22 protein-coding genes, 1 pseudogene and 1 other annotated feature are annotated in these 26,415 nt (G+C 37.9%); of the genes and pseudogenes, 6 read left to right on the top strand and 17 right to left on the bottom strand.

Features of this window, described 5'->3' with window-relative positions:
* Positions 1–9 precede the first annotated feature (9 nt).
* Positions 10–1,455, bottom strand: coding sequence for a sodium/pantothenate symporter (gene panF, locus ACOZBY_RS10290; RefSeq protein ID WP_197223905.1), 1,446 nt, complete (start codon positions 1,453–1,455; stop codon positions 10–12).
* Positions 1,455–1,718, bottom strand: coding sequence for a YhdT family protein (locus tag ACOZBY_RS10285; protein WP_012294636.1), 264 nt, complete (start codon positions 1,716–1,718; stop codon positions 1,455–1,457). Before ACOZBY_RS10285 ends, panF begins: the two co-directional genes overlap by 1 nt.
* Positions 1,719–1,884: 166 nt before the next feature.
* On the opposite strand from ACOZBY_RS10285, the gene ACOZBY_RS10280 reads away from it, so the two are divergent.
* The gene (locus tag ACOZBY_RS10280; RefSeq protein WP_422762224.1) at positions 1,885–2,493 is read left to right on the top strand and encodes a DUF6241 domain-containing protein; all 609 of its coding nucleotides are present in this window, start codon (positions 1,885–1,887) and stop codon (positions 2,491–2,493) included.
* 42 nt (positions 2,494–2,535) lie between these two features.
* Here ACOZBY_RS10280 and ACOZBY_RS10275 read toward each other — a convergent pair whose 3' ends face one another.
* Together ACOZBY_RS10275 and ACOZBY_RS10270 are read right to left on the bottom strand one after the other, a co-directional pair.
* Positions 2,536–2,721, bottom strand: coding sequence for a hypothetical protein (locus ACOZBY_RS10275; RefSeq protein WP_207889117.1), 186 nt, complete (start codon positions 2,719–2,721; stop codon positions 2,536–2,538).
* Between the two features lie 694 nt (positions 2,722–3,415).
* Positions 3,416–4,396 (bottom strand): diaminopimelate dehydrogenase, encoded by a 981-nt coding sequence (locus tag ACOZBY_RS10270; protein WP_422762223.1) that lies wholly within the window; start codon positions 4,394–4,396, stop codon positions 3,416–3,418.
* Positions 4,397–4,679: 283 nt separating this feature from the next.
* Here ACOZBY_RS10270 and ACOZBY_RS10265 point away from each other — a divergent pair, with 283 nt between their 5' ends.
* On the top strand, positions 4,680–4,979 hold the full coding sequence (locus ACOZBY_RS10265; protein WP_036216355.1) for a hypothetical protein: 300 nt from the start codon (positions 4,680–4,682) through the stop codon (positions 4,977–4,979).
* A 46-nt stretch (positions 4,980–5,025) separates the two neighbouring features.
* Here ACOZBY_RS10265 and yeiL read toward each other — a convergent pair whose 3' ends face one another.
* Positions 5,026–5,688 (bottom strand): transcriptional regulator YeiL, encoded by a 663-nt coding sequence (yeiL, locus tag ACOZBY_RS10260; protein WP_422762221.1) that lies wholly within the window; start codon positions 5,686–5,688, stop codon positions 5,026–5,028.
* A gap of 98 nt (positions 5,689–5,786) precedes the next feature.
* Here yeiL and ACOZBY_RS10255 point away from each other — a divergent pair, with 98 nt between their 5' ends.
* A complete protein-coding gene (locus tag ACOZBY_RS10255) occupies positions 5,787–6,938 on the top strand; it encodes an MFS transporter (RefSeq protein WP_036161791.1) in 1,152 nt (383 codons plus the stop codon).
* Positions 6,939–6,975: 37 nt separating this feature from the next.
* On the opposite strand, the gene ACOZBY_RS10250 is transcribed toward ACOZBY_RS10255, so the two are convergent.
* Together ACOZBY_RS10250 and ACOZBY_RS10245 are read right to left on the bottom strand one after the other, a co-directional pair.
* Positions 6,976–8,160 (bottom strand): oxalate decarboxylase family bicupin, encoded by a 1,185-nt coding sequence (locus ACOZBY_RS10250; protein ID WP_036161794.1) that lies wholly within the window; start codon positions 8,158–8,160, stop codon positions 6,976–6,978.
* Between the two features lie 146 nt (positions 8,161–8,306).
* On the bottom strand, positions 8,307–9,767 hold the full coding sequence (locus ACOZBY_RS10245) for a PLP-dependent aminotransferase family protein (RefSeq protein WP_207889118.1): 1,461 nt from the start codon (positions 9,765–9,767) through the stop codon (positions 8,307–8,309).
* 106 nt (positions 9,768–9,873) lie between these two features.
* Here ACOZBY_RS10245 and ACOZBY_RS10240 point away from each other — a divergent pair, with 106 nt between their 5' ends.
* Positions 9,874–10,476, top strand: a complete 603-nt coding sequence (locus tag ACOZBY_RS10240) for a LysE/ArgO family amino acid transporter (protein WP_031416062.1) — start codon at positions 9,874–9,876, stop codon at positions 10,474–10,476.
* 41 nt (positions 10,477–10,517) lie between these two features.
* Here the strand turns inward: ACOZBY_RS10240 and ileS are convergent, their stop codons facing one another.
* The 5 genes and pseudogenes from ileS to ACOZBY_RS10215 all read right to left on the bottom strand — a co-directional run bounded on the left by ileS (position 10,518) and on the right by ACOZBY_RS10215 (position 16,146).
* On the bottom strand, positions 10,518–13,610 hold the full coding sequence (gene ileS, locus ACOZBY_RS10235) for an isoleucine--tRNA ligase (RefSeq protein ID WP_422762218.1): 3,093 nt from the start codon (positions 13,608–13,610) through the stop codon (positions 10,518–10,520).
* A 59-nt stretch (positions 13,611–13,669) separates the two neighbouring features.
* Positions 13,670–13,906 (bottom strand) — a binding site (T-box leader).
* Positions 13,907–14,149: 243 nt separating this feature from the next.
* Positions 14,150–14,631, bottom strand: a pseudogene (locus ACOZBY_RS10230) (DUF2785 domain-containing protein).
* Positions 14,568–14,807 carry a hypothetical protein gene (locus ACOZBY_RS10225; protein ID WP_227256849.1) on the bottom strand — a complete coding sequence of 80 codons (240 nt, stop codon included), beginning with the start codon at positions 14,805–14,807 and terminating at the stop codon, positions 14,568–14,570. Before ACOZBY_RS10225 ends, ACOZBY_RS10230 begins: the two are co-directional and overlap by 64 nt.
* A complete protein-coding gene (locus ACOZBY_RS10220; RefSeq protein ID WP_422762217.1) occupies positions 14,804–15,355 on the bottom strand; it encodes a hypothetical protein in 552 nt (183 codons plus the stop codon). The genes ACOZBY_RS10225 and ACOZBY_RS10220 overlap by 4 nt, the downstream gene beginning before the upstream one ends.
* Positions 15,356–15,699: 344 nt before the next feature.
* Positions 15,700–16,146, bottom strand: a complete 447-nt coding sequence (locus ACOZBY_RS10215; RefSeq protein WP_031416066.1) for an Lrp/AsnC family transcriptional regulator — start codon at positions 16,144–16,146, stop codon at positions 15,700–15,702.
* 138 nt (positions 16,147–16,284) lie between these two features.
* Between ACOZBY_RS10215 and ACOZBY_RS10210 the strand changes: the two genes are divergently transcribed.
* Positions 16,285–16,869 carry a DJ-1/PfpI family protein gene (locus ACOZBY_RS10210; RefSeq protein WP_031416068.1) on the top strand — a complete coding sequence of 195 codons (585 nt, stop codon included), beginning with the start codon at positions 16,285–16,287 and terminating at the stop codon, positions 16,867–16,869.
* A 57-nt stretch (positions 16,870–16,926) separates the two neighbouring features.
* On the opposite strand, the gene ACOZBY_RS10205 is transcribed toward ACOZBY_RS10210, so the two are convergent.
* The 4 genes from ACOZBY_RS10205 to ACOZBY_RS10190 all read right to left on the bottom strand — a co-directional run bounded on the left by ACOZBY_RS10205 (position 16,927) and on the right by ACOZBY_RS10190 (position 23,686).
* Entirely contained in the window at positions 16,927–18,387 is a 1,461-nt protein-coding gene (locus ACOZBY_RS10205; protein WP_422762215.1) for a DUF6612 family protein, read from the bottom strand.
* Positions 18,388–18,667: 280 nt separating this feature from the next.
* Entirely contained in the window at positions 18,668–21,373 is a 2,706-nt protein-coding gene (gene acnA, locus ACOZBY_RS10200; RefSeq protein WP_099805897.1) for an aconitate hydratase AcnA, read from the bottom strand.
* Between the two features lie 957 nt (positions 21,374–22,330).
* Positions 22,331–22,684: a hypothetical protein gene (locus tag ACOZBY_RS10195; RefSeq protein ID WP_422762213.1), complete on the bottom strand. Its 354-nt coding sequence runs from the start codon at positions 22,682–22,684 to the stop codon at positions 22,331–22,333.
* A gap of 384 nt (positions 22,685–23,068) precedes the next feature.
* On the bottom strand, positions 23,069–23,686 hold the full coding sequence (locus ACOZBY_RS10190; RefSeq protein ID WP_422762212.1) for a hypothetical protein: 618 nt from the start codon (positions 23,684–23,686) through the stop codon (positions 23,069–23,071).
* Positions 23,687–23,948: 262 nt separating this feature from the next.
* Here ACOZBY_RS10190 and ACOZBY_RS10185 point away from each other — a divergent pair, with 262 nt between their 5' ends.
* Positions 23,949–24,398, top strand: coding sequence for a hypothetical protein (locus ACOZBY_RS10185; protein ID WP_099805899.1), 450 nt, complete (start codon positions 23,949–23,951; stop codon positions 24,396–24,398).
* A 1,315-nt stretch (positions 24,399–25,713) separates the two neighbouring features.
* On the opposite strand, the gene ACOZBY_RS10180 is transcribed toward ACOZBY_RS10185, so the two are convergent.
* Positions 25,714–26,274, bottom strand: a complete 561-nt coding sequence (locus ACOZBY_RS10180) for a hypothetical protein (protein WP_422762210.1) — start codon at positions 26,272–26,274, stop codon at positions 25,714–25,716.
* Between the last annotated feature and the right edge of the window lie 141 nt (positions 26,275–26,415).

The raw sequence follows: 26,415 nt of genomic DNA, 5'->3' as shown, positions 1-26,415 counted from the left end.
TGTTTTACATTATATGACGAAGTGCTCGTCCTTAAATTTATGACTAGTAGCAAGACTTACGATTACAAAAATAATAAGGGAAGCTACAATTGGAATCGTAACGGTATGCATACCGAAGGCCGTCGGATAGAACCGGTCGATGAAAATATATAAAGCCATACCTGAAATCATGGACGCAATGGCGCCATATTTGTTTGCTTTCCTCCAGTATAATCCGAGAACTACCGTCCAAATAAAGACTGCCTCAAGCCCACCAAATGCAAATAAATTTAACCACACTAATAAATCAGGTGGATGGAGTGCAAAGACGATCACTGCTAAGCCAATCACAGTCGTTACAATAAAGCTTGCGCGTTTAATTTCGGCATCACTTGCCTGTGGCTTCATGTAATTTAGATAGATGTCTTTGACAACCGTAGAGCTTACTAGCATAAGTAATGCATTGACAGTGGACATGGTAGCGGCCATTGGCGCTGCTAAGACAATCCCTGCTAAAAATGGCGGCAGCACCTTCAATGTTAAGAGTGGCATGACTTTATCACCAATGTCGATGCCAGGTAGGACAGGTCGTGCTAACACACCAATTAGATGCATCCCAAACATAATGGTCCCAATAGCAATCGTACCAATAATAATCGCTAAGTGCATACTTTTAGAATCTTTATAACTCATCGCACGCACGGCAATTTGGGGAAGTCCCACCACACCTACACCAATTAATATCCAAAAAGTTGAAACATACAGAGGCGTTAAATCCCCTTCTGCTCCAAATGGAGATACGAAATGGGGATTTTCTGCGACCAGCGAGGACATAATTTTATCGATGCCTCCACCTGCAATAATAGTTCCGATTAATAAAATAACAGTTCCAATGACCATTATCGTACCTTGAACAGTATCTGTTAAAGCAACTGCTCGGAAGCCACCAATGATAACATACACTAATACTGATATCGCAAATATAAACAATGCTGCCGTGTAATGTAAGCCTGTTAAAGACTCGATTAAACGGGCTCCCCCTACCCACTGTGCCATCATCGCTGAAAATAAAAAGACAATGATACTAATAGCAGACAGAATGACAATGACATGGCTTTTATAGCGCTCACGTAAAAAGTCGATGAGCGTAATAGCTTGGTAACGACGAGCAATAATAGCAAATTTCTTCCCTAAAATCATCAGGACAAAATAGCCCGCAGGTAGCTGTGCCATGGCAAGTAGTACCCAGCCAAGTCCTTTCGTATAAGCTACTCCTGGCCCTCCGATAAAGCTGCTCGCACTACCATAGGTAGCTATCATGGTCATCGCTAGAATAAATCCACCCATTTCTCGACCACCAAGGAAATACTCCTGTAGAAACGAGTTAGAGGAGCGAACATGTTTATTGGCCCAGAGTCCAATTCCAAAAATAATAATTAGAAATAATAGCAATGGAAATACAACTTGCCAGTGCATTAGCGCTCCTCCTCCCCATCATCAAATGGAACCTCTTTAAAGAAGAGCTTCATAACGATCCAGACGAGCAGGATCATAAAGCCTGTCCCTGCGATACAGCTATAGAAAAACCAAGCAGGAAAACCCAAAACATACGAATAATTTGCGGGATCCCCTGCACCTAGTCCATATGCAAAGCCAAACCAAATCGCAAAGTTCACAAGGACTAGTCCAATTCCAATAAGTGCCTCTCGATGCGCAATTTTAAAGCGTTGATCTTTCACAAGACAATCCCCCTAACCTACTCTATTTTACTGATATGTTGGTCTGATGGGAAGAGATGTGGACAAATAAGCGTCCTTGACTTTACTACGCTTTAATTGACGATTTATTTACACAAGACCATTCACACGATATGTTAGTAGTAATTGTAAAAGGAGAAAAAAATGAATGAGATGGATACATGTAGTAGGAATCGTTGTTGTAACGGCGTTGTTAAGCATAGGGGGAACCTATTTAGTAATGGACAAGAATTATAAACAAGCAACCTCTAATAAAAGTACTAACAGCGAATTAGATAACCGTTCCAAAAAGGAGGTCCAGGAAGAATTTGTATCGACAGTAGATACGAACTTCGGTTGGGAAAACCCAGTATTCTCCAAAAGGATGGATGAATGGAAAAGTGGAGATGAACCATTTGTTGACAATTTAGTAGAAGAAGTACTTCAACAAATGTCGCATCAAAAAATAATGGCTGATGAGAAAGAATCATCTATTATGATTACGCCTGAAAGAATTGACACATTGCTGCAAATGGTAGAGGAAAATATGGATGATTACGAACATAGTGAACAATATTTGGATGTATTGAATCGTTGGAAAAACGGTGATTTTTCATCTGTAGACCAAGACCATAATCATATGTGGTATCTTCAAGGGTCAAAGCAAGGTGGGATCGCTTATGGAATTGCCACAAAAGAACAGGAAGTCGATTATATCTTTCGGGTTTTCGCTAAAGAGGTAGTAGATGTGTTTGGTAGTTCCACTAATAAGCGATAAGCAGCTATCTTGGCTTTTTTAACTTCTACTAATGGAGAATTTTTAAAGATATAGTCTTAAAAATACAGTAACCCCCGTCTTTACTTGATACTGAAAGACAATTTCTTGTGAGGCATATTGATGAACATCTGCCCAGTCATGTTCATTGAATTCTCGTAAAATTACTGTGTCACCTACTAGTCCTATTTCATTATTTTTATCATTGTATGTGACGCCTCCCTTTTCCACCCTTCACACAATCCAACCATTCACTTATTAGATTGGTAAACAATTTAGGTTGTTCAATTTGCAAATTATGACCAGCCATATCTAATGATGCGAAGGTTGCTTTTGGGAATTTTCCTATGATTGGAAAGGCATCCTCATAGCCAACAACGGAGCAATTAGGAGTGGCTTATCTATGTTACATAAGCAGTTGATAAACAGCTTGTACCAGCGATTGAGCTCCTCCATTTTGGAAAGCGAGATAATTGGTCCCATGTATCAAATGTCTGACCAAAATTAGGTACAATTTGCTGTATACTGAGAAAAAGATGCCTTAAAAAGGGTAAAACCGTATCAACTTCATCGGAAATACTATACCAAGAAAAACGTCGAGATTCGGGTATAGAAATTGAGTGAGGATGGTTGTCTTGCCATATCCTGCTCCACTATGAATAAGTGTGCATGTATGCTGATGACATTTTATTAATGTTCTCATAAGAGTTGCTCGATTAGTACAATAATTGGATGGATTTGGAGCTATACATTTAGATTCAATGATAATATCTGTCATGTAAACGATAACCTCCGTTTGTGTAAGGTTACAAAAATTCAGGTTATTAAATGATTGACAGTTTACCATATTTTAATAGTTTTGATGGAGATAAATAAAAAACCCGATTATCATCAAATCAATGATAATCGGGTTTTAGTTCTGTAATTATAATAATTCTTTACGTAATTCAGCCGCTGATTTTGGTGAAAGCAGACTGAATGGGATATCAAATACTGTTTTCGCCCCTTTATCACCAGCTTGGTTCAGGCGGTGTGCTGCGCGTGCATAAGCAACTAAAACACTTGATGTGAAGTTTGGATTACTTTCGAGTTTTAATGAGAATTCAAGAATTTGTTTATCGTTTGCACCACTATCACCACTTCGAATAACAAAACCACCATGTGGCATACCTGTGTGGTTTGCTTTAAACTCTTCTTCAGAGATGAAGTTGACAGTTGTATTATATTCATCGAAGTAGTTAGGCATTGTCACAATTTCTTGTTCAACTTTTGCTGCATCTGCGCCATCTTCCAGCACAACCCAGCATTCACGAGCATGTTTCTCCCGTGTTGTTAGCTCTGGATTTTCACCGTTACGTACACGATCTACTGCTTCTTTAATTGGTAAAGTGTATTGTACAGCATTTTTAACGCCCTCAATACGACGAACTGCATCAGAGTGACCTTGACTTAGACCATCTCCCCAGAACGTATACGTTGTACCAACTGGTAATACAGATTCTCCTAATAGACGATTTAATGAGAATAAACCTGGATCCCAACCAACTGAGATGACAGATACTTTACCAGATTTTTGAGCTGCTCCATCAACCGCATCGAAAAATTCAGGAATTCTCGCATGTGTATCAAAGCTATCAATTGTATTAAACCATTGAGCAAAATGTGGACCTTGCTCTGGTAAATCTGTTGCTGAGCCCCCACATAGAATCATAACATCAATGTCATTTTGGAATTTTTCAGCGTCCTCTACTACATATACGCTAGCATTGCTTGCTACGTTTACTGTTGAAGGGTCTCGACGTGTGAATACTGCTACTAGTTCCATATCTGGATTTTGTGATATAGCATATTCCACACCACGACCTAAATTTCCATAACCTACAATACCTACTCGAATTGCACTCATTAAAATTCCTCCTCACGATTACGTGACTTTGTGAAAACCTTCACGTTAAATCTAACTACAATAATACTTCGTGTTAGAAAAATTCACAATAGTTTGAGTATGAGTTTTTTTGAAAGAATATATATCAGTTTTCTATGATTTTCATCCAATGATGGTATGAATACGGTTACAAATTACTAAATATTCCATGGACCTTTAAGTTTTCGTAAAAGACTTGTAAATGACGGCTATTTTTCGTACCAGTCTTGTACAATAAATGTAACGACAAAAGGGGGCATGTTGAATGAAAAGTACTGGTTACTCATTAAGCACAACAACGGCACAAGGAGAACTACCTACATTTTCTGTAAACCAAAGCAGTGAAACGATACAAACTGTAAGGAAGCCGCTTGAAAGTTTATTACCAAACAAGCATGTAAGTATCGGTGTTCTACCTTTTGACGTTATGGAAAGCACCTTAGACAAGTCCATCCAAAAAAACAGGGTTAATGAAGTAGACTTTTATTATAGCGGCAAGGAAATTGCTCGCTGGCTCATTAAAAAAAGTGAATATAACAAATCTATCCATGACTTCTTTATTTGAAGTCTGAACGACGGTTTATATACTCCACCTATTTTTAATTCCCCAACTACTGAATCTCCTGAGCCAAATGTGCGAGACGTTTTTCATCAATAATATGGTAGCCTGTCTTGCGCTTTTCTAAAATTTTCTCCTCACAAAACTGTGCCAATACATATAATAAATGGCGATAGGAAACCCCTAAATACTCACAGATCTCTGTATGCTTTTCCTTATAAACACCTTGATCAGCCGATAATTGAATAAAGGCTGCTAAACGACTTTCAAAAGGATATGCCTGATTTTGTGTATATTTGGAGGTTATTTTTGTGGCCTTTTCCCCTAAAAACACACAAAGTCGTCGTAAAAATAAAGCGTCAGCAAGTAGCTTTTCCTTACATGATTGGGTAATGGAGTAACAAATTGTCTTAGATACCGTTTGAATGCCCTTTGTATATCTTGCCTCATTCAGCAATTCAATCTCCCCCATAAAACGTGGTGCCTCTAAATATTCGATGAGTGAAACCTTGCCATTTTTATGCGTCATATAGAGCTTCGCCTTACCCTCAATCATGTAATACAATGTCTCTGGAAAAGAGCCTTCCTGGAAAATCCATTCTCCTTTGTCAAATTCACAAACTTCTAAATAGGGATTAATGTCAAAGGAGAAGAAATCATGAATAGGGTATTTTTCGAGATAATGGGTGCGTGTTTCAGCTGTTAGAATATGCATTTTTTACTCTCTCCTCTGAAAAATATGAGATATCTCACATTATTGTAGCGATGAACGTGCTATTATTCAACATAGTTAAATGGAGGTACGGTAAATTTATGAATAATCAACGATGGCTTTCTCAAAATTTCTTTACATTTTTTATTACTTGGGGCATATTCTTACCCTACTGGACAGGCTGGCTTGTGGATGCTAAACATTTGACAGTATCACAAGCAAGCGTTGTAATGGGCTGTGGGTTACTCGCTAGAGCCACGTCTAATCTATTCTTCTTCCCCACGCTCGCTAAATATGTTAACAATAAACGTCTCATTACCATTTTAGCAGTCGGTGCACTTCTGACAGCACTGCTGTACATACCAAGTTCGGGCTTTAGTGCATTATTAGTGGTCACAATTTTGTTTAGTATTTTTTACCCAGCACTGTTACCAGCTGTTGAAAGTAGTGCTGCAACGCTTGTCCAATCTGGCAACATTCATTATGGTAAAAGCCGCTCCTATGGTTCCTTTGGCTTTGTGATTGCCGTATTAATTATAAGTATGCTAACAGGGGTATTCGGTAAAAATATTATCTTTTGGAGCATGATCCTTGGCTTAATCGGCATGCTGCTTATGCAGCTATTCGCTACACCAAAGGAATTGCTTATTGTGCCAACAAAGGAGCAACGTGCTAAATCATTGTCCATGAAAACACTATGGACTATTAAAGGTTTCCCAATTGTTTTATTCATTGTTATTTTATTGCAAGGTGCACATGCCTCCTATTATAGCTATGGTTATATTTATTTAGAAGATTTACAAGTAGATCCATTTTATATGGGCATGATTATTAATATCGCCGTTATTTGCGAAATCCTATACTTTATGAAGGCTGATACTTTATTTACGAAATGGCGTTCTTCTTCATTATTACTGTTAGCAGCTAGCGGGTCTTCTCTACGTTGGTTACTCATATTTATGTTCCCAAATGTTTGGGTATTTATTGCCTCTCAAACATTGCATGCATTCTCCTTTGCTCTGGCACATTTTGCTTTTATTCGTTATCTCACACAAACCCTACCGAAGGAGCAAATTCCAAACGCACAGGGTATATATTCAGCATTAGCGATGGGGTTAAGTACAGCCATCCTGACATTTTTGGGAGGCTATTTATACGAGCTATCGCCTGGTTTATCCTTTGCAGCCATGTTAATTTGTACCGTTCCAGCCATCGCTATAGTGCTCATGACACGACGCAAATATCAATATTAATATGAAACGCAGGTGAGAATTACTTCACCTGCGTTTTTCATTTCGGATAATAGGAAAATCCAGGATATTTCACCACTGGCCACTTTTCCTTTCTTAATGCTTGTATTAGCTCCGGACCAACCTGTAGATTGCTTTGTATCAGCTCAGTTGGTGTTAGTGCCATCCATTGATTTAACGATACATCTTGGAATCGGTCACTTTTAAACATTTCCAAAAACCATAATGGCTCCGTACCTGTATTTTCAATATAGTGACCGGTCGCAAACGGCACATAGCCGACATCTCCTGCGCGATAATCGAATGTTCGAGCAGTTCCATCCCCAGTGAATACCGTCATACGCCCTTTTCCTTGTAAATAATATTGCCATTCATCATTATTCGGATGCCAATGCAGCTCCCGCATTGCACCTGGCTCAATTTCCACTAATGCTGCCGCAATATTTTTAGAGATTGGGAAATTGGTCGAATCAACAATGCGTACACTGCCACCCGGTGTTTTCAATGGTGGCTGAGCCAACAAACGGTGTTTAAAAGTTTGTGGCACCTTACCATAGGGAGATTGAATTTTTTGCGAGTCAATCGATCCTGGTACATTGCCTTGGTAAATATACACCTGTTCACTCGGAATATCATCAAAGGCACGAATTGGAACACCAAAATTCGCTGATAGCACTTCCTTTGGCGTATGAGCAAACCAATCAGAAATGGAAAGCGTATTGAGATCAGAGAAATTCCCATCATCAAATACTAATAAAAATTCACAGCCGTCCGCTAAGCCTTGTATGGAATGCGGTATTCCTGGTGGAAAATACCACAAATCGCCAGGGCCTACATCCGCAATAAAATTACAGCCATTTTGATCGACCGCCGTAATACGTGCATGCCCCAATAACATGTAGGACCACTCTGCCTGTTGATGCCAGTGTAGCTCACGTACGCCGCCCGGTGTCAAACTCATATTAACACCAGCCAATGTGGTCGCTATTGGTAATTCACGTACCGTAATTTCGCGAGACCAGCCCCCTTGATTTAAGGTCATATGTGTGTCTGAAAATGAAAATCGTAGGTTCGGAATCAAACCTGCATCTGTTGTTGGGGGCACCAGCATATCGGGATTTTCTAAATCTCTCATTATATCGCGTGGTCCTTTATCTATGCCTCCTGCCCCATCACTACGTATGGGTTGGGGCACCTGAAAATAACCTGACGACAAATTTTCCAATCATTCACCTCTTTATGTTAGAAATCGAACTGAAATGCTATGATTCTCTAAAATGTATGGGTATACAGCTCGGATTATGCCCTTTACATTCACAAGTAATTATGCAATCAATCGTTTCTGTTCAACAATTTCAGAGTGTCCCCTTCTTACTTCTTACTCACTTTGCTACCGTTACCAATATCCGTAGCTTCCACTACATAATCATATAAAATTTGTAAACCCTCCTGCATTTCCTCATAGGTTGCATAGGCGTAGGATAAACGAATATGATGCTGATCTTGAGGATCATAAATATAGCCTGGGTTAATTAAGACACGATGCTGTAATAGCTTGACAAAGAAGTCCTTATCGACAACAGGATAATGGAACTTGAGCCAAATGTAAAAGCCTCCCTTTGGCTTATTCCAATCAGCTAACTCTCTAAACTTTTCCTGTAATATTTGTTCTGTAAAATCAGCACGATCCTGTAATTGCTGTCGTAAACGTATAAGATGTTTTTCATATTTCCCTGATTGTAGCCAATGTAGCACAAGTTCTTGTGAAATAGCACTTGAGCCGTAGTCCGTTTGCATTTTAATATCTGCCAATCGTTCGATAACAGTCGTTGGACCGATTAGCCAGCCAATGCGTAACCCAGGACTTAAGGTTTTGGAGACACTCCCAATATATAGAACTTGTCCACTACTATCCATTGCCTTAATGGGTGGTGACGGGTCATCAAAAAGCAATTCATGATAAACATCATCTTCAATTATAGGAATGCGTGCTGCTTGGCAGACCTCATATAGCTGTTTTTTTTCCAAAGATGCCCATACATGGTTAGTTGGATTATGCAATGTAGGAATGGCATAAAACACGGCTTGTTTTTTTCGTTTCCTTTGAGATAGTGTTTGAGCAAGCTGTTCATCTCGCTGTATCCCAATCATTTGCATACCAACCGATTGAAATGGATGAACAGAATTCAAATAGGAGGTTGATTCCTGAAAAACGATGGACCCTTGCTCTAGTAAACCAACGGCAATTAGCTGTAAAGCTTGTAATGCACCAGAGACAATACAAACGTTCTGAGGCTCCGCTTCGATGCCTCGTTTTTGTACATAATCGCAGATAGCTGCCCGGAGTTGATCATTGCCCTGTGGTGATGAGTAGCCTAATGTTTTGGGCTGCAAGGATAGCTCCCTTAGTGAAGCTTCAATTTCCTCTGTTGGTAACAGACTTGGTGCTAGTTCTCCTGTCCCTAATCGAATCACATCATCACGCTGCTCATATTCGTTAATTAATTGGATTGTATGGTAATTTGGTTTATGCAGGCTCGTTTCGATATATTTTTGCCAATTTGGCTGTGTTTGTTGAAGTAATGCATGCCAGGAATTGCGAGTGACATAAACTCCTGATCCTACCTTTGCTTCAAGAATACCGATCGCTTTTAATTCATCTAAAGCCTGTTGAACTGTACTGCGATTTACACCGAATTGCATAGCCAGTTGTCTTTGAGTAGGCAGTTTAGTCCCTGCTGCCCAATCTCCTCGTTCGACTTGGGCAGTTACCCACTGAACAATTTGTTGCTGTAATGTATGGCCACTTTTTCTACTTGGTTGCCAGCCCATGGTTATCGCCTCCATTTAAAATTGGGTGGATAAAAAACCATCCAATTGGTCGTTTTCTTTTAGTTATACCATAGCTAAAATGATGAAGGAAAGGAGGGATTAATCATTGGAAGCATTTCTTCACGGCATCATTTTAGCATTTGGTCTCATTTTGCCATTAGGCGTACAAAATGTTTTTGTTTTCTCTCAAGGTGCTACACAACCAACTATATGGCGAGCGCTGCCAGCTAGTTTGACAGCTGCCATTTGCGATACATTGCTAATATTACTGGCGGTATTTGGTCTGTCAATAATCGTCTTACAATTTGAATGGTTACGCATTACTTTAATGTCGGTTGGTATATTGTTCTTACTTTATATGGGCTATACGATTTGGCGTTCAAGTCCAGCAACTGCCAATAAGAGTGAGGCACTTCCCGTAAAAAAACAAATTCTCTTTGCACTTTCTGTATCACTTCTAAATCCACATGCCATTTTAGATACTATTGGGGTGATTGGTACGAGTGCCTTAAAATATAGTGGTACAGAGCAATTCATCTTCACTACAGCATGTGTCCTTATTTCTTGGCTATGGTTTTTTGGCCTTACTGTAACTGGATCCTCTTTCCAAAAGCTTGATAGCTCCGGAAATGTGATGAGAATTTTTAATAGATGCTCAGCGATTTTCATTTGGGCGACAGCTTGTTATCTAGCATTTGGCTTACTGTAACCTACAGAGAAAATGCTCAGGATGAATCCTGAGCATTTCTTTTATAAGGAGATACAAACAGTGAGCTTTTCATCAAATAGCTCTGTTTCTGCCGATCTCACTTCTGTCCATTCTTCGCCATAATGTATGGATTTGACTAGTACATTGGCTTGTAATAACGCTTCATGCTGTTGAATGACGGAAAGTACCTCTTCACTACCGCAAAAGGCGATGGATATATATTGTTCAACAGGCAGCTGCCACTTTTTACGAGAATCTTGGATGAACCGAATTAATTCTCGTATTTGTCCCTCTTGTAGCAAACTCTCGGTTAATTGAACATTCATCAATACACGGCATTTGCTATCTTCAGCTAAAATATAGTCGTCTTTCACAATCGCTTCAGCTATGACATGACTTGATAATAATGTTAGCTGTTGCTCTTCCACTACGATAGGCACTTCCCCATTTTGCTGTAGCTGTTCTTTCTCTTCATCCGTTAACGTCATCATATACGATTTTACTTGATTGACCTGTGAACCAAAAGCAGTACCAGCTGTGTTAAAATTAAGCCTATATTGGACACTTTCATAAGCTGAAAAATCATGCGTCCATATGCAAGCCTTAATGTTTAATTCCTCTTGTATTAACTGGCTATAAGCTTGATAGCCAGTCAGCTCTCCAGACACCTCAACAATAAGCTCACTTAAAGGCTGTTTGACCTTCATTCCTTGACTATTACGTATACTCCTACCCAGCTCTACAACCGTTAAAACCGTAGACATTTCTTGTTCCAACTGAGGATTCACAAGCTTTTCTTCGTAGATTGGGTAGTCTTCTACATGAACACTCTTGCCTATTAATTGTCGGTAAATATCTTCGGTGATAAAGGGCGTAAATGGTGCAAGTAATCGGCAAATGTTCGTTAAAACCTCATAAAGGGTACTAAATGCACCTCGTTTATCCGCTGTCAGCCCATGTGCCCAAAATCTTGCACGTGATCGACGAATGTACCAATTGCTTAGTTCTTCCATTAATTGTGCGATTTCTCTTGTAGCATGCGTAAATTGAAATTCATCCATAGCTGCCGTCACAAGCTGAATTGTGTGATGCAATCGTGACAATATCCACTGATCTAAAGGTGTTCGTGTACCAGTATTTGTAGCATCATACGTAAATCCATCAATGTTGGCATAGAGCTGATAAAATTTAAATGTATTATCCAATGTATCCACTAGCTTTGATTTGGCATCCACCACAATCTTTTTGGAAAAACGCTTTGGATTCCAAGGAGAGCTATCAACTAAAAATGCCCAACGTAATGCATCTGCCCCATATTGGTCCATTAACTCTACAGGCTCTAATGCATTGCCTTTACTTTTTGACATCTTTTGTCCATGTTCATCCAACACATGCCCTAACGATAACACCTGTTTATAAGCAGGCTTTCCAGTAAATAACGTCGAAACCGCTAATAAGCTATAGAAAAAACCACGTGTTTGGTCGATTCCCTCAATCACAACATCTGCTGGAAACTGATTGTGAAAAGCCTTGACATCTTCAAATGGATAATGTTGCTGTGCAAATGGCATTGAGCCGCTGTCAAACCATACATCCATTACCTCTGGTGTCCGCGTCATATCTCCTTGACATGTAGGACAAGTACATACAATTTCATCAATAAACGGTTTATGAAGCTCTATTTGCTGATCGACAGCTCCCTTGGCTAATTTTTCTAACGCTGTGATACTATGAGGAGCCTCCTCATGACCGCAATTCTGACAAATCCAGACATTCAACGGCGTACCCCAATAGCGGTTGCGGCTTATATTCCAATCCACTATATTTTCGAGGAAGTTGCCAAATCGCCCATCCTTAATATGACTAGGATACCAAGTCACTTGCTGATTGTTTTGTAATAATTGCTCTTTTAAAGCGGTCATTTTGATAAACCAGCTATCCGTTGCATAGTACAATAATGGAGAATCACAGCGCCAGCAATGCGGGTAGCTATGCTCATATTTTTCTTTACTAAATAAGAGCTCCTTTTTCGCAAGCATTTTTATAATGTCCACATCACAATCTTTTACAAATCGTCCGACAAGCTCCGGCACCTCTTCTGTGTAACAGCCTTTCAGATCCACTACATTGACAAAGGACAAGCCATGCTGTTGAACCGTTTTATAATCGTCCTCCCCATACGCTGGAGCAATATGCACAATCCCTGTACCGCTATTCTCCGTGACATAATCAGCCATCACGACAACATGACCTTGATGAACCGTTACATATGAAAATGGTGGCTGATAAGACACACCAGCAAATTCCTGCCCAGTATGCTCACTTAAAATTTCCACAGCTTCAGTGAAAACCTTAGAAACCAAAGATTTGGCTAAAATAAATACCTGATCCCCTTGCTTTACCCGTACATATTGTAAAGATGGGTTCATCGCCAACGCTACATTGGCGGGTAATGTCCATGGTGTTGTGGTCCAGCCTAAGAAATATTCATCACAATCAGCAAGCTTAAACATAGCTGTGACAGATAAATCTTTCACATCCTTATAGCCCTGAGCTACCTCATGTGAGCTTAAGGATGTTTGACAACTCGGGCAATATGGTGAAACACGATGCCCTTTATATAAAAGCTGTTCCTTATGAACATGACTTAAAATATGCCACACCGATTCTATATAATCATTGCTTAATGTGAGATAGGGATCATCCATATCAAGCCAATAGCCAAGCTGTTCTGTAAAGGAACGCCATTTCTGTTCATAGGTAAAAACACTATTTTTACACGCTTGAATAAAGCGCTCCACTCCATACTTCTCAATCTCCTGCTTCCCTGAGATACCTAAGGCTTTTTCTACTCCTAGTTCTACAGGTAAACCATGTGTATCCCAGCCTGCTTTTCGTTCAACAAAAAAACCTTGCATTGTTTTATAGCGGGCCACTACATCTTTAATCGTTCTTCCAAAGGCATGCCCAACATGTGGTAAACCATTTGCTGTCGGTGGTCCCTCATAAAATACAAAGGGCTGCTGTCCAGCTCGATTTGTGACAGAGGCTAAAAATGTTCCCTCTTGCTCCCACAATGTCCGTATCCGTGTTTCTCGTTCAAGCGTCGTTTCTTTCTTTTGTTCTGTTTGCATTTAATTCCTCCTATACAATTCTATTTTGTATAAAAGGCATACAAAAAACCCCGTCCCAAGAAAGGGACGGGGTTAACCGCGAATACCACCCTAATTCTATTGACGCCAGTCAATAGCACTCAGCAACGTACTATCATACGTGTTCTTTTTAACGGTAGACACCCGGGTTAGCTTACTGTTTTCAGCCAACCTTCTCAGAGAGGATTTTCATGTAACACCTGCACACCGACTTCCACCAAATGTCGGCTCTCTGTAGAACAAAATGAAACATTACTTTTTCTCATCAACGAATTTGTATGCTTTTATTGTCACTCATCTTATCAGATTTACCAATTGTCTGTCAACGGTGGACAATCTTAATTAATCTCATTTAGACAAGTGATAATGCTTTGATGCAAGGTTGCATACTGAGCTTGGTGATTCGTTTGAATAAAAAAGCTCTTTAGCAATGTTTTACTATTAAACCTTACATGATAAAAATACTCTTCGTCCACTTAATCTTTTAATGTGGATAGGATTGATGGAATTTACTGGAATGATCAGACTACCTCATTTTGTGCTAAGCCTCGCTCCAACATCGCAAAAATGGGTACTAACAGCCTTTCATCCTCATCATGAATAAAGATATATTGAGGCTGTAAATAAATGGACCCTAATGCATGTAACATATCAACATATGCAGTTTTCTTTATTTTAGGATTTTTCACAAGTTCATCGATCGCACCTGATACATGTGCTACACTATGCGCCCATCCCTTGCCAGGTACAAAGCCCTTCCATCCATTTCTTCTTTTACAAAAGCCAGTAATTTTGTTTGACCTTCGTCTATCCTGTCCTGCGTTAAAAAATCATCCTCTAAATCTCTTGCTAAAATAAATGCAACCAATAAAGTTGTAAAGGAACGAGTAAAGACCCCATCTGATGCCACTTCCTCAATATCTTTCCATAATAAATGGTTCAAGCAGTAATGCCAGAGGTCTGTCCTATAACGATATCTAACAAATTTTTTTCGAGTATCCATTCATAGAAGCCACTATAAATATAGGTATCTCTTAGCTCACTATCGGTCGAGCCGATATGGGCTAGCATGGACTGTAATAGCTGTTCTTGATTCACTTGTTCCCATGTTGTTTGACGCTGTTTTATTGTGCTTAGCTTATCTTTTAAATCACCTGCCATCAATATATCCTGTATCAATTGTCAAACTCCCCTTTATTCCTTATGGTTATGTTCTCCCGGTAGAGCCCCTCTAACTTCCAACCATTATTAAAACGGACATATGTAAATTCCTTTTGCCAATCATCCGTGTGCACAATTACCCTGCTACGCCAGGGTAAGGTGGAAGCATATATTTGCCCTCTACGAACCTCAGCTATATCATCGGTTACACCAAGAAGTGTAGAAGGTGCAATTGTATGATACATTAAATATTCTTGACGATCCGGATTAGACTCAATTTCTTCCATTACCTGCCGGTGAAAAACAATTACCTGCTCATTTGCCTGAAATAGTGAATAAACTAGAGTACCACCGAATAGAACCATGAAGGACGCTACAAGAAGTACATGCTTCTTCTTCAAACCTATGTAAAATGCCAAATTCTTTTCTTTGTTGAATAAATGGATATACATAGCAATACTTATAGGCCACAAAAATAGTAACTGCCAACATAGGACTACCCAAAACACATCTCCAAACGAGACAAAATATCGAATGCCTAAGTAATTAACAATCCATAATGACATCGACCAGCGCCAAGTGGACTCATCCCGGGACCTACTTTTTAAATAAATGAGTAGGAGTGGCAGGCTTAGGAAAAAAGCAGTCCCATTATCCAATAGAGCGAATATCAACTGACCACCTCTTTAATTAGAAAAATATTACAACTATTGTAACTGAAACCAGAAAAGATTAAAAGGTTGGATACAAACAAAAAAAGCCTGCCATTTGAAACAGACTTAGTTATTGAACATGTTGGTCGATGTGCACATTCATACTGATTTGCCATTCGTCTCGTAATATGGCACTTCCACTCCATCACCATTTTTAAGACATTACTAAAGGGAAGCTTTGCAGAAGTCGCCTGAGCCTACATATTATCGTTAAGATCCGTAAAAGGTGTAATCACCATTTTTTCGTTTGCAGATAACACGATATTAGTAGAGGGTGTACCATAGGGCATGGTCGCATCAATAAATTGCTCTAATGTTTCTACAGAATAGGTTGCTAGTTTGACAATATAGCTAATCTCCCCTGCTACGCGATAACATTCGAGTACATCCGGGTGGCTATTACAAAAAGCAGATAGACTTTTACAATCGATGGATTTAAATAAAATAATCGCTTGAATCGTACGGTCCATTTTTTTGATGTTTACTTTAGTGTGATACCCTTCAATCACACCTTGTTCCTCGAGCTTTTTGACGCGTTCTATTACAGCGGGAGAAGATAAATGAACAGTAGCGGCTAATTCTTTCATCGAAATTTTAGCATTCTGCTGTAACTGCTGTAAAATGTGAATATCAATTTGATCCACCATTAATCACCTTTCTTAATTAACTTTTATTTATATAATTCCTGTTTTAATAAGGAGATTTATCTAAATTACATTATATAGCTTCTGTTAACGATTAGCTTCTTTAATTACAATAAAAGCATAAAGGAGGCAGAACAAATGAAAAAAATAATGTTACTTTTAGCAAATGGCTTCGAGGCTGTGGAAGCAAGTGTTTTTACAGATGTACTAGGTTGGAATAAATGGGAGGGTGATGGAACAACAGAGGTTGTCACGGTAGGATTACATACACAGCTTCAATGCACATGGAATTTTAAGGTCACTCCTGAAAAATTGCTGCATGAAATTGATTTAGCCGACTTTGATGCCTTGGCTATTCCAGGTGGCTTTGAGGAAGCGGGATTTTATGAGGATGCCTTTAGCGAGGAATTTCAAAGGGTTGTTCGACATTTTGACGATCAGCAAAAACCAATAGCAACGATTTGTGTGGCTTCCTTAATATTAGGACATAGCGGTATTCTCCACAATCGTCAGGCGACAACCTACAATCATCCAACTAGTAAACGATTAGCGCAGCTAGCAAGCTTTGGGGCGACAGTTGTCAACGAGCGAATTGTACAAACAGACCATATTATTACTTCCTCCAATCCAGGAACAGCCTTTGATGTAGCCTTTCGTTTACTGGAAACACTGACATCTACCTCAAATACAGCAAGAGTAAAAGACTTAATGGGCTTTCGTTAATTGATAAAAAAGTAGGCTACACCATATATTTGGCGTAACCTACTTTTTGATTCACGTTTATTTGCTTACTGGTGGTACTGTTTCAGTTGTGCTTAAATCTATTTCCTTCGCATTGTCTAACACATCTTTTGGAATGGTAATAGTCGTCACAGCATTGAAATCATGATATTTGATCGTCATTTGCTGTTTTGTTTTAATGGAATTGCCTTCTACTTTCATACCTAATGTCATATCCATAGCAATTTCTTCTACATCAAATGTTTTTTTATTAATCACCAATTTGTATGTGAGGCTATCAAAAGACATATTGCCTAATTGGCTATCTAAATCAGCATCCATACCTAAATCCATGGCACCAATTTGCTGCTTCACCAACTCTGTAAATTTATCACCAGCACCTTTCAAGGTTAATTCATAACGATTCGCTGTTTCCTTTAAAGTGAAATCCTCAGCAAAGGATTGAAGCATCTCTAATTGCTCCGCTGCATCTGGCTGCATGCCTGTTTGACTTAGAACGTCGTCAAATAATTGTTTCGGGAATTTTACCCAAGCCTTCTGGTCTGCCTCATACATATACATACCATCTTTAGCTGTCATATACATTTTAATGGGTAAATTAATCGCTTCACCACTAGTTGGATCTGTTAGTGACATGGTACCATCTGCAAAGAATTGCATCGGCTCTGTAACAATCTCCATCTTCATATTGCCTTTAGAATCCATTTTCATGGTTTCCTTACCATCGTTTGCTTCTACAGACTGTGAAATCGTCATAGAAGCCTTCATGCTTTTTACCTCTTTTTGCTTAGCTAAAGCCTTAGTAAACACTTCTTCTAGCAATGCTTGATCGTTTACTTCAGGCTTTTCTTCCGTTACCGGCTCCTTATCTTCCCCAGTTGAAGGCTGTTCTAAGCCTAAGGCGTTAACAATAAATGTTGCTAACTGACCACGCGTTACATTTTTATCCACCCCGAATTCTGTTGCCGTCACGCCCTTCGCAATTCCTGCTTCATGCAATGCCGTTACAGCATCTGCAAATGGACTAGTTTGAGGTACATCCGTAAATGGACTTTTTCCTTCTGCTGTTAAGCCTGTTGCCTGTGCCACCATAACCGCCATCTGTCCACGCGTAATCGTCTCATCAGGTCTGAAAGTTTCATCCTCATAGCCATTTACAATACCTAAATTAACCAATGTAACAATCGCCTTATAGTATGGACTAGTTGAATCGACATCCTTGAAATTCGGATTTTCAACATCCGTTGTTGTAAGATCGAAAGCCCCTGCAATCATCTTCACTGCTTGTCCGCGTGTTACGTCCAATGTTGGCTTAAAGGTTCCATCAGGAAATCCATTAATTATATCTGCTGCATGTAATGTAGATATACTTTTAAAATGTGCATAATCTTCGCTCACATCTGAAAATGGACTAGCTGCCGATGCAGGTACAACTGCTACAGCCGTCAAGGCCACTGCCGTAGTTGCCGCCGTAAAAAACTTTTTATTTTTCTTTGTCATGATAAATCTTCCCCCATTTATGTAAAAATTTAAAGGCTTACCCTTTAATTTTATATAAACATTTGGGAAAATGCTATGTATTTGGAAATATTCGAGCTTCTTGATTTTTCCTCTTTGTCACATTAGGGCTTTATCCGTCACTTCTGCCTCGCTATCCGTCACTTTCTCGTTTTATCCATCACTTTGGCTGTTCTCTCATTTTCTCTCCATGACTTCATAAGGATTTCATGAGCAAACAAAAAAGCCGACCTCCTAAGAGATCGGCTTTCTAATGTCATGATTACTCAGCAGCTTTTGCGCGTAGAACCATTTGTAGGATACCACCATGACGGTAGTAGTCTACTTCTACTTCTGAGTCGAAACGAGCTAAAGCTTGGAAAGTTTTAACTGTGCCGTCTTCAGATTTAGCAGTTACTGTTAAGATTTCACGTGGTTTCACGTTATCAGTAATGTTTACAGAGATTTCTTCCTTACCAGTTAAGCCTAATGTTTCAGCAGATTCACCTGGCATGAATTGAAGTGGAAGAACACCCATCATTACTAAGTTAGAACGGTGGATACGCTCGTAAGATTGTGCGATAACAGTTTTCACGCCAAGTAGGAATGTACCTTTCGCAGCCCAGTCACGAGAAGAACCCATACCGTAGTCGTTACCAGCAAGTACGACTAAGCCAGTACCTTGCTCTTGGTATTTCATACATGCGTCATAGATGTACTCTACTTCACCTGTTGGCCAGTAAGTAGTGAAACCACCTTCTGTACCTGGAGCAACTTGGTTACGGATACGGATGTTTGCAAATGTACCACGCATCATTACTTCGTGGTTACCACGACGAGAACCATAAGAGTTGAAGTCACGGATAGCAACACCGTTTTCAATTAAATATTTACCTGCAGGTGTATCTTTACCGATTGCACCAGCTGGAGAAATATGGTCAGTTGTGATTGAGTCACCGAACTTCGCCATAATGCGTAAACCGTCTAAGCCTTTAATAGCTTCTGGTTCTTTCGCAAGACCTTGGAAGAATGGTGGGTTTTGAATGTAAGTTGATTTATCATCAAATGTGTATAGAGACTCAGTTGATGTTTCAATTGCATTCCATTTTTCGTTTGCTGTGAATACAGTTTCGTATTCTTTTTGGAATAGCTCACGGTTAACAACAGTACCTAATACTGCGTTTACTTCTTCAGTTGAAGGCCAGATATCAGCGAAGAATACTTCGTTACCATCTTTGTCTTTACCAAATGAATCTTTTTGTAGATCGATATCCACTGTACCAGCAAGTGCATAAGCAACAACAAGTGGTGGAGAAGCTAAGTAGTTAGCTTTTACAAGTGGGTGTACACGACCTTCGAAGTTACGGTTACCAGAAAGAACAGATGTTACGAATAAGTCTTTTGCTTTAATAGCATCTTCGATTTCTGGTAATAATGGACCTGAGTTACCGATACATGTTGTACAGCCGTAACCTACAGTGTTGAAGCCGATTTGGTCAAGGTATGTTTGTAAACCTGAATCTTCAAGGTAACCAGTTACAACTTTAGAACCTGGTGCTAAAGAAGTTTTTACCCATTTAGGTACTGTAAGACCTTTTTCTACAGCTTTTTTCGCAACTAATCCAGCAGCAATTAATACGTATGGGTTAGATGTATTTGTACAAGAAGTGATCGCAGCAATTGCAACAGCACCTGTTGGAATTTCTACATCGCCTTCAGCAAATTTAGCTACAGAAGTTTTTGCGAATTCGTCTTCAGTTAAACCGAAACCTTGTGTACCTTGTGGTGCCACTACTGCTTCTTTGTAACGAGAACGCATTTGAGATAGTGGAATTAAGTCTTGTGGACGTTTAGGACCAGAAAGGTTTGGTTCGATATCAGCTAAGTTTACTTCTAACACGTCAGTGTAAACTGGCTCTAAAGATGGATCGAAGAACATGTGGTTTGCTTTTAAGTAAGCTTCAACAACCGCGATGTGCTCTTCGTCACGACCTGTTAAACGCATGTAGTTTAATGATTCTTCGTCAATTGCGAAGTAACCACATGTAGCACCATATTCAGGAGCCATGTTTGAGATTGTCGCACGGTCAGCTAGTGGTAATTTAGATACGCCAGGTCCGAAGAACTCAACGAATTTACCAACTACGCCACGTTGACGTAATACTTGTGTTACTTTTAATGCTAAGTCAGTAGCAGTAGTTCCGTTAGGAAGATCGCCCACTAATTTAACACCGATAACTTCTGGGATTGGGAAGTATGAAGGCTGACCAAGCATACCTGCTTCAGCTTCGATACCGCCTACGCCCCATCCAAGAACGCCGATACCGTTAATCATTGTTGTATGAGAGTCAGTACCTACTACTGAATCTGGGAATGTTTCGAATGTGCCATCAGCATTTTCGTTTACGTGTACAACTGGAGCTAAGTACTCTAAGTTTACTTGGTGAACGATACCTGTTGCTGGTGGTACAGCACGGAAGTTATTGTAAGCAGTTTGAGCCCATTTTAAGAAGTTATAACGCTCAGCATTACGTTCAAATTCTAGGTCCATATTTGCTTGTAATGCAGATGCATTACCATATTTGTCAACTTGTACTGAGTGGTCAATTACAAGGTCAACTGGAATAGCAGGGTTGATTTTGCTTGGGTCGCCGCCCATTTCCTTCATTGCTGAACGAAGAGATGCAAGGTCAACAACTACTGGTACACCAGTAAAGTCTTGTAATACAACGCGAGAAGGTTTGAATGGTACTTCTGCTTCTGGATCAGCACCATTGCCCCATTTTGCTAATTCGTTTACGTGCTCTTCTTTAATTACATATGCATCATATTGACGTAAAACAGATTCTAATAATACTTTAATTGAGTAAGGAAGGTTTGAAACTTTTGCAACGCCAGCTTTTTCAATCGCAGCTAAGTCATAGTAATTGTAAGTTTTACCATTCACTTCGAATGATGCACGGCTGTTGTGTAAATTACCTTGTGCCATTTGCGGATCCCCCTAAATATATCTTTTTGAAAAGGCTTTATAAAAGTGTAGCATCTTTTCTCCAATACCCATGATAACGTATTTATATTCATAAGTAAATTACATTAATATTATCTTTTTTGATAAGCATTACTTATGACCTTGGTTTCTACCCTGATGCTTTTATTTTTGATGTACATAATAAAAAGGGTTTGTATTTATGAGGGATTCTATACTATCTAAATAAGTGTATTTAAATGTATTTAATTGGGTACTTTGTGGGGCACTTGCTGGGTTTTTTTAAAAAAAGGTACCCCCATTAGTAAAATGAAAATGTAAAAAAGTTTAGACTGTACTATTTTATATAATATAGAAGAAAAAATTTAAAGTGCTTAAAGTTAATATTATTTCTTTGCCACATCCTGTGGCACTTTTTATGTACTGATAACATCCCACAATATCGATACAATTTTATTATCTTCACCTGCTATAGCAACCTATTTGACTGAACCAAATGGAAGTGGACGATTTTCACGTGATAACCACTTTTATGTTGATTATAACGAAGCTGTCAATTGATACATTGATATCTATACCGCAAATAAAAATAACCCAATCAGTAACCAACCATAAACTGCAGGCGCTCTTGAATCTTTAACACATGAAACTCGTTTTCAAACAGGACAATGGCGTTCAAGACCTCTAGGTTTTGCTGACTATTAGTTTCAATTAGCTCATTATTAGAAGTAAGACGGCTACCTCTTTATTAACTTCTATTAGTTCTCTATTCACTTTAAAAGTTTTTATTGGCATCAACATCACTTCAATTTTTTTGAATACTCCGGCCTAATTTTTTAAAAAGCCTGGTTTTTAACTTTATTGATAGCTTGTTTTTAAATACCTAGTTTTTTTGCAATTTCTTCTGTTAGATTATTTAAAAAAAACTGCTGATTAAATAAGCAGGTTTTTTTGTACATATTATTTGTTATATGAAGTAGCCGTTGCAGAATCAATGACTGTCAAAACAGTACGTCCTGTTGCATGATTGTATACTTCTGTGTAAATAACCTTAACTGTAACAGATTTATAACCACCAGCTCGATCAGCTGTTGCAAAGTTTTGTCGTACACTTGTCTCTGGCCAAATATGCACTGCGATACGATTTGCAACAGTTGTATTACTTGAAGAGCCAAAAACAACTTCTAAAGCTCCTGCCATTTCAATACGAGACAAACCATTTGCCATAGTGGACTCTGCTGTTTTGGTTTCTAAATACTGTACAGCTAGAGCCATTACATAATCCAATTGCAATATACCTGCATGTGGATTCATGAAGTACCTTTTCGAGTACCAAGAATAAATGAAGCTATAATGTAATTCCTCCTAAATAGATATTTTTTATTTGTTATGATTGTCTAACCATCTAACTCTCTATAAAGGTAATTTCATTTCAGTTTAACAGCCTTTTTTTCAAAAAAAGTTTAAAAAAATTATTCACGTTCATGCATTTCCACTTTACATAACATTAGAAAAAAGCAGTAACGACAAGATAAACTCTTATCATTACTACCTTTTTAGTTAAATCATAAGTTATTGTATATGCAGCATTTTATACAACGTTGGTTTAACAGCTTTTCGGGGCTTTTTTGTGACGCTACAACACATGTATAAAAATTTGCGTTTAAAACTCTAAATTTTCTATATAACTATTGGATTTTACCAATTTAATGTAGAAGCAAAATCGGCTGTATCTATTGTTTTTCCAACAGAAACACCGAATACTCCTTTAGAAACACTAAATGAAGGATTGAAAATTGTTCTTGCGTGTGCATATTCAAATTTAAGATTTGTTGAACCAGTACTATTTGTCATATAAACATTTTGACTAATATATCCTGAATGACCAGATCCACCTTGTACAATATCATATAGAGCAGCAACGCCATTACCTGGAGCCCAATCATCTGGATAAACACTATGTTCTCTAAGATTTTTTATTCCTCTTTCATATGTAGCGTATTCATGAGAATGCTCAGATATTTTACCTCCACTTGTAGGCAGAAGTATACCAAGTCCAGATTCAAAACCAATTGACATACCATCAACATAGGTATTAATAGGAGCAGTTATCCATTTCCAAGTCCCATATAAATTATATCTTTTTTGACCACTGCTATTATTAGATAATTTCACTGCTTTACCAGTGATTTTAAGTTTACTTTCACTAATACTTCCAAATGTAATAATTCTCCCTTCTTCAAAAGTAGGGATTTCATTAAAAGTTACTATTTCAGACTCTTCTAATACAACTTCTGCACCTTCTGCTATAAACATTCTAAGTTGTTCCAAAGGTAATATTTCTAAATCTTCATTTTCTAACCCTACTTCATTTAATAGAATTTCTTCTTCTTGTGTTAAACCTTCTGACGCAAAAGCATTACTTGTACCGAGAGTAACAAATAAAAATAATCCGAAAAGTTAAATGCAAATTTTTTAATTTATGCCATTATTCTTCCATATTTAGAATTAATATCAAATTACGGTATAATGAAAACGTAAAGTATATAGACAAAAATACCTAAATGAGGTGGTTAAATTGAAAAAAATAATTTTGTTTTTAGTATTAATTGTCGTAGTATTGATTTCATATTTATTAATTAATAATGATGACCAAGAAAAAAAATTACATTTAATTGGAGAACTCAAACTTGAATCTGAAAATACTCCAATAAATAAATTTAATTTTTCAGTTACATCTGCTGAAACAGAACCAATTACAATTATATTTAGTAAAATAAATGATATAAGTCTCTCGTTACAAAGAACAGAAGGAAGCATGGAATATATCCTGCCTGAATCATTGATATATGATATTCCTAAACGAAAAATAGGCGATAAAATAATATTAAAGCCTAATGAAGCACTAGAGTATCCTATAGCAGTAGATACAAAAAAACTAACTCCAGGAAAATATGAATTAGTTGTCAAATTCTCTGCTGAAAATGTTGAAATAATTAAACAAACTATTGATATAGTCATTGAGTAAGAGTTTTTTCATTGGGAAGAAGTGAATAAGTATTTACATCAAAAGAGGGACGGTTAACTGTCCCTTTTTTTGATGTAAATACTCCCTAACTTCAAAAATCGGAATTTTATGTCTATTAAGCAGGGCAATAGTATGGCTACCCATGTAACAGGATTTTTATCTTTTTTTAGCGATATCCCTATTATTTCGTTCTCCATATAGTTCTACTTTGTCATATATACCATGTATACCGTTCCAACCCAAGTGCGAAGTGCTTTTCGAGTGTATGGAAGTACACTCTTAATCCTCGTTGTAATTGGCTCTTTTCACGCAGCTAAGATGACCCTTAGTAATTCTGATTCAAAAAAGTAAACTAGTTTAAACTAATTTACTTTTCCTAATAAATTGCATGGATTTATCATATCTCCCGCAAACATGGGGTTCCATCAGATTTATATGGATTTACAACGTTAAGAAATATACACAATTTTATGCAAAGTGAAGAACAAACCAAACAAGTAAAAATACTGTTACACCCATTTTTACGTTACCTGTATAAAAAGGTGCAAGTGCTTGCCTATTCGCCGTTTGCCACTACTTTCTATGTTGAAATATTCAGTATTTATATTATGCACTACATGAATAAATCTACATTTTCAAACATTACCCAATTATGTTATCCTTTATAAGTTAATGACCCAAATATTAGGAGTATATATGCAATGAAAACACAGTATTCTATAATTAAACATATCATATTTATTTTAGCTGCCCTCTTAATTTCAAGTGGAATGGGAAGATTAACAGGTTCCCTCGATTACAATTCACTTATTCCAAATAAATATGTTGCGATACTATTCTTTTTTATAGGACTTTCTGTTATGTCCTTTTCGTACCTTAGAAAACCCCGAAAGGAAAAATAATCAACGTTTCCCTTTGCCTGCTCAATCAGGCAGAAGGACCTTGTGGGATACAATGGTTCAATCATTATTTTCTCTTAAGCAAGACATCTATAACATCATATGTCCTCTGAAACTTCTGCATGTATCATTTCATCAGCCTCAACAACCCTCTGCAGCTCAACCAACTTAGAGCATATTTTAGAATTTCTTTTAGAATAGTTTTTTAGCCATACTGATTTTCTAAGGGATTGTCCAAAAAACTTATGTTTTAGTAAGGATAAAACATCCAATATAAAAGGTAGGCATGTCTTTGATTAATCTTTTCATTAAATTCTGGCTATAAAAGAGAAAAAATGCCAAAAGTCATCGAGAATGGACGTCTCAACGACTTTTGGCAACAGCGTTCCTATATACCTATGTAGGTTTTCTTTTTATTACTTCTTCTTATTTATATCATCTGGATAAACAATGGTATTAAATACTTCTCCGCTAGATGCATCTTTATAAATTACTGTGACTTTATAATCTTCAACGTCTGCACCATTAAATAATTGATAGTACATACCTGTTAAAGCAAGTCCAACTGAGGCCATTGTATCAAGACTACCGTCGAACTCTTTCTTGTTTACAGAAAGTGTGAATTCTGAAAAGGATTTATTATAAGTAATATCTTTAACAGATTTGTAATCTTGACTAGCTTTAATTTCATCTACACTTGCTAAAATACCTTCTTTTAAGCCTTTCATCATTTCTTCGTGCTCAGGTTTAGACATTTTATACGTTAAAGAACCATCATCATTCTTAATGACTTCCTTAATTCCACTATTTTTCGCCTTTGAAATAACAGAATCAATATCCTGTCCCTCGAAAAATAAAGCTGGAATGGTTACTTCTACTTCCCCACCCTTATTGCTCTCTTTTTCTTGATCCTGACTACACGCAACCATCAGAACACTTACTAATAAAAGTAATGGTAACATCCATTTTCTTGCCATTAAATCTCCTCCTCCTACACAAATATACAGAATGTGAAGGGATTTCACTATAACTATTTTAAAAAAAATATTTATTAATATAGTAAATACTTTTTATCAATTGCTAGTAAGTGTGTATGGAAGTGAATAAATCATTCTACT

The sequence above is a fragment of the Lysinibacillus sp. NPDC056220 genome (genome assembly GCF_049315265.1).
GTDB classification, from domain to species: Bacteria; Bacillota; Bacilli; order Bacillales_A; family Planococcaceae; genus Lysinibacillus; species Lysinibacillus pinottii.
The sequence above is the reverse complement of the archived record's forward strand: the minus strand, read 5'-3'. Positions and strand labels throughout refer to the sequence as shown.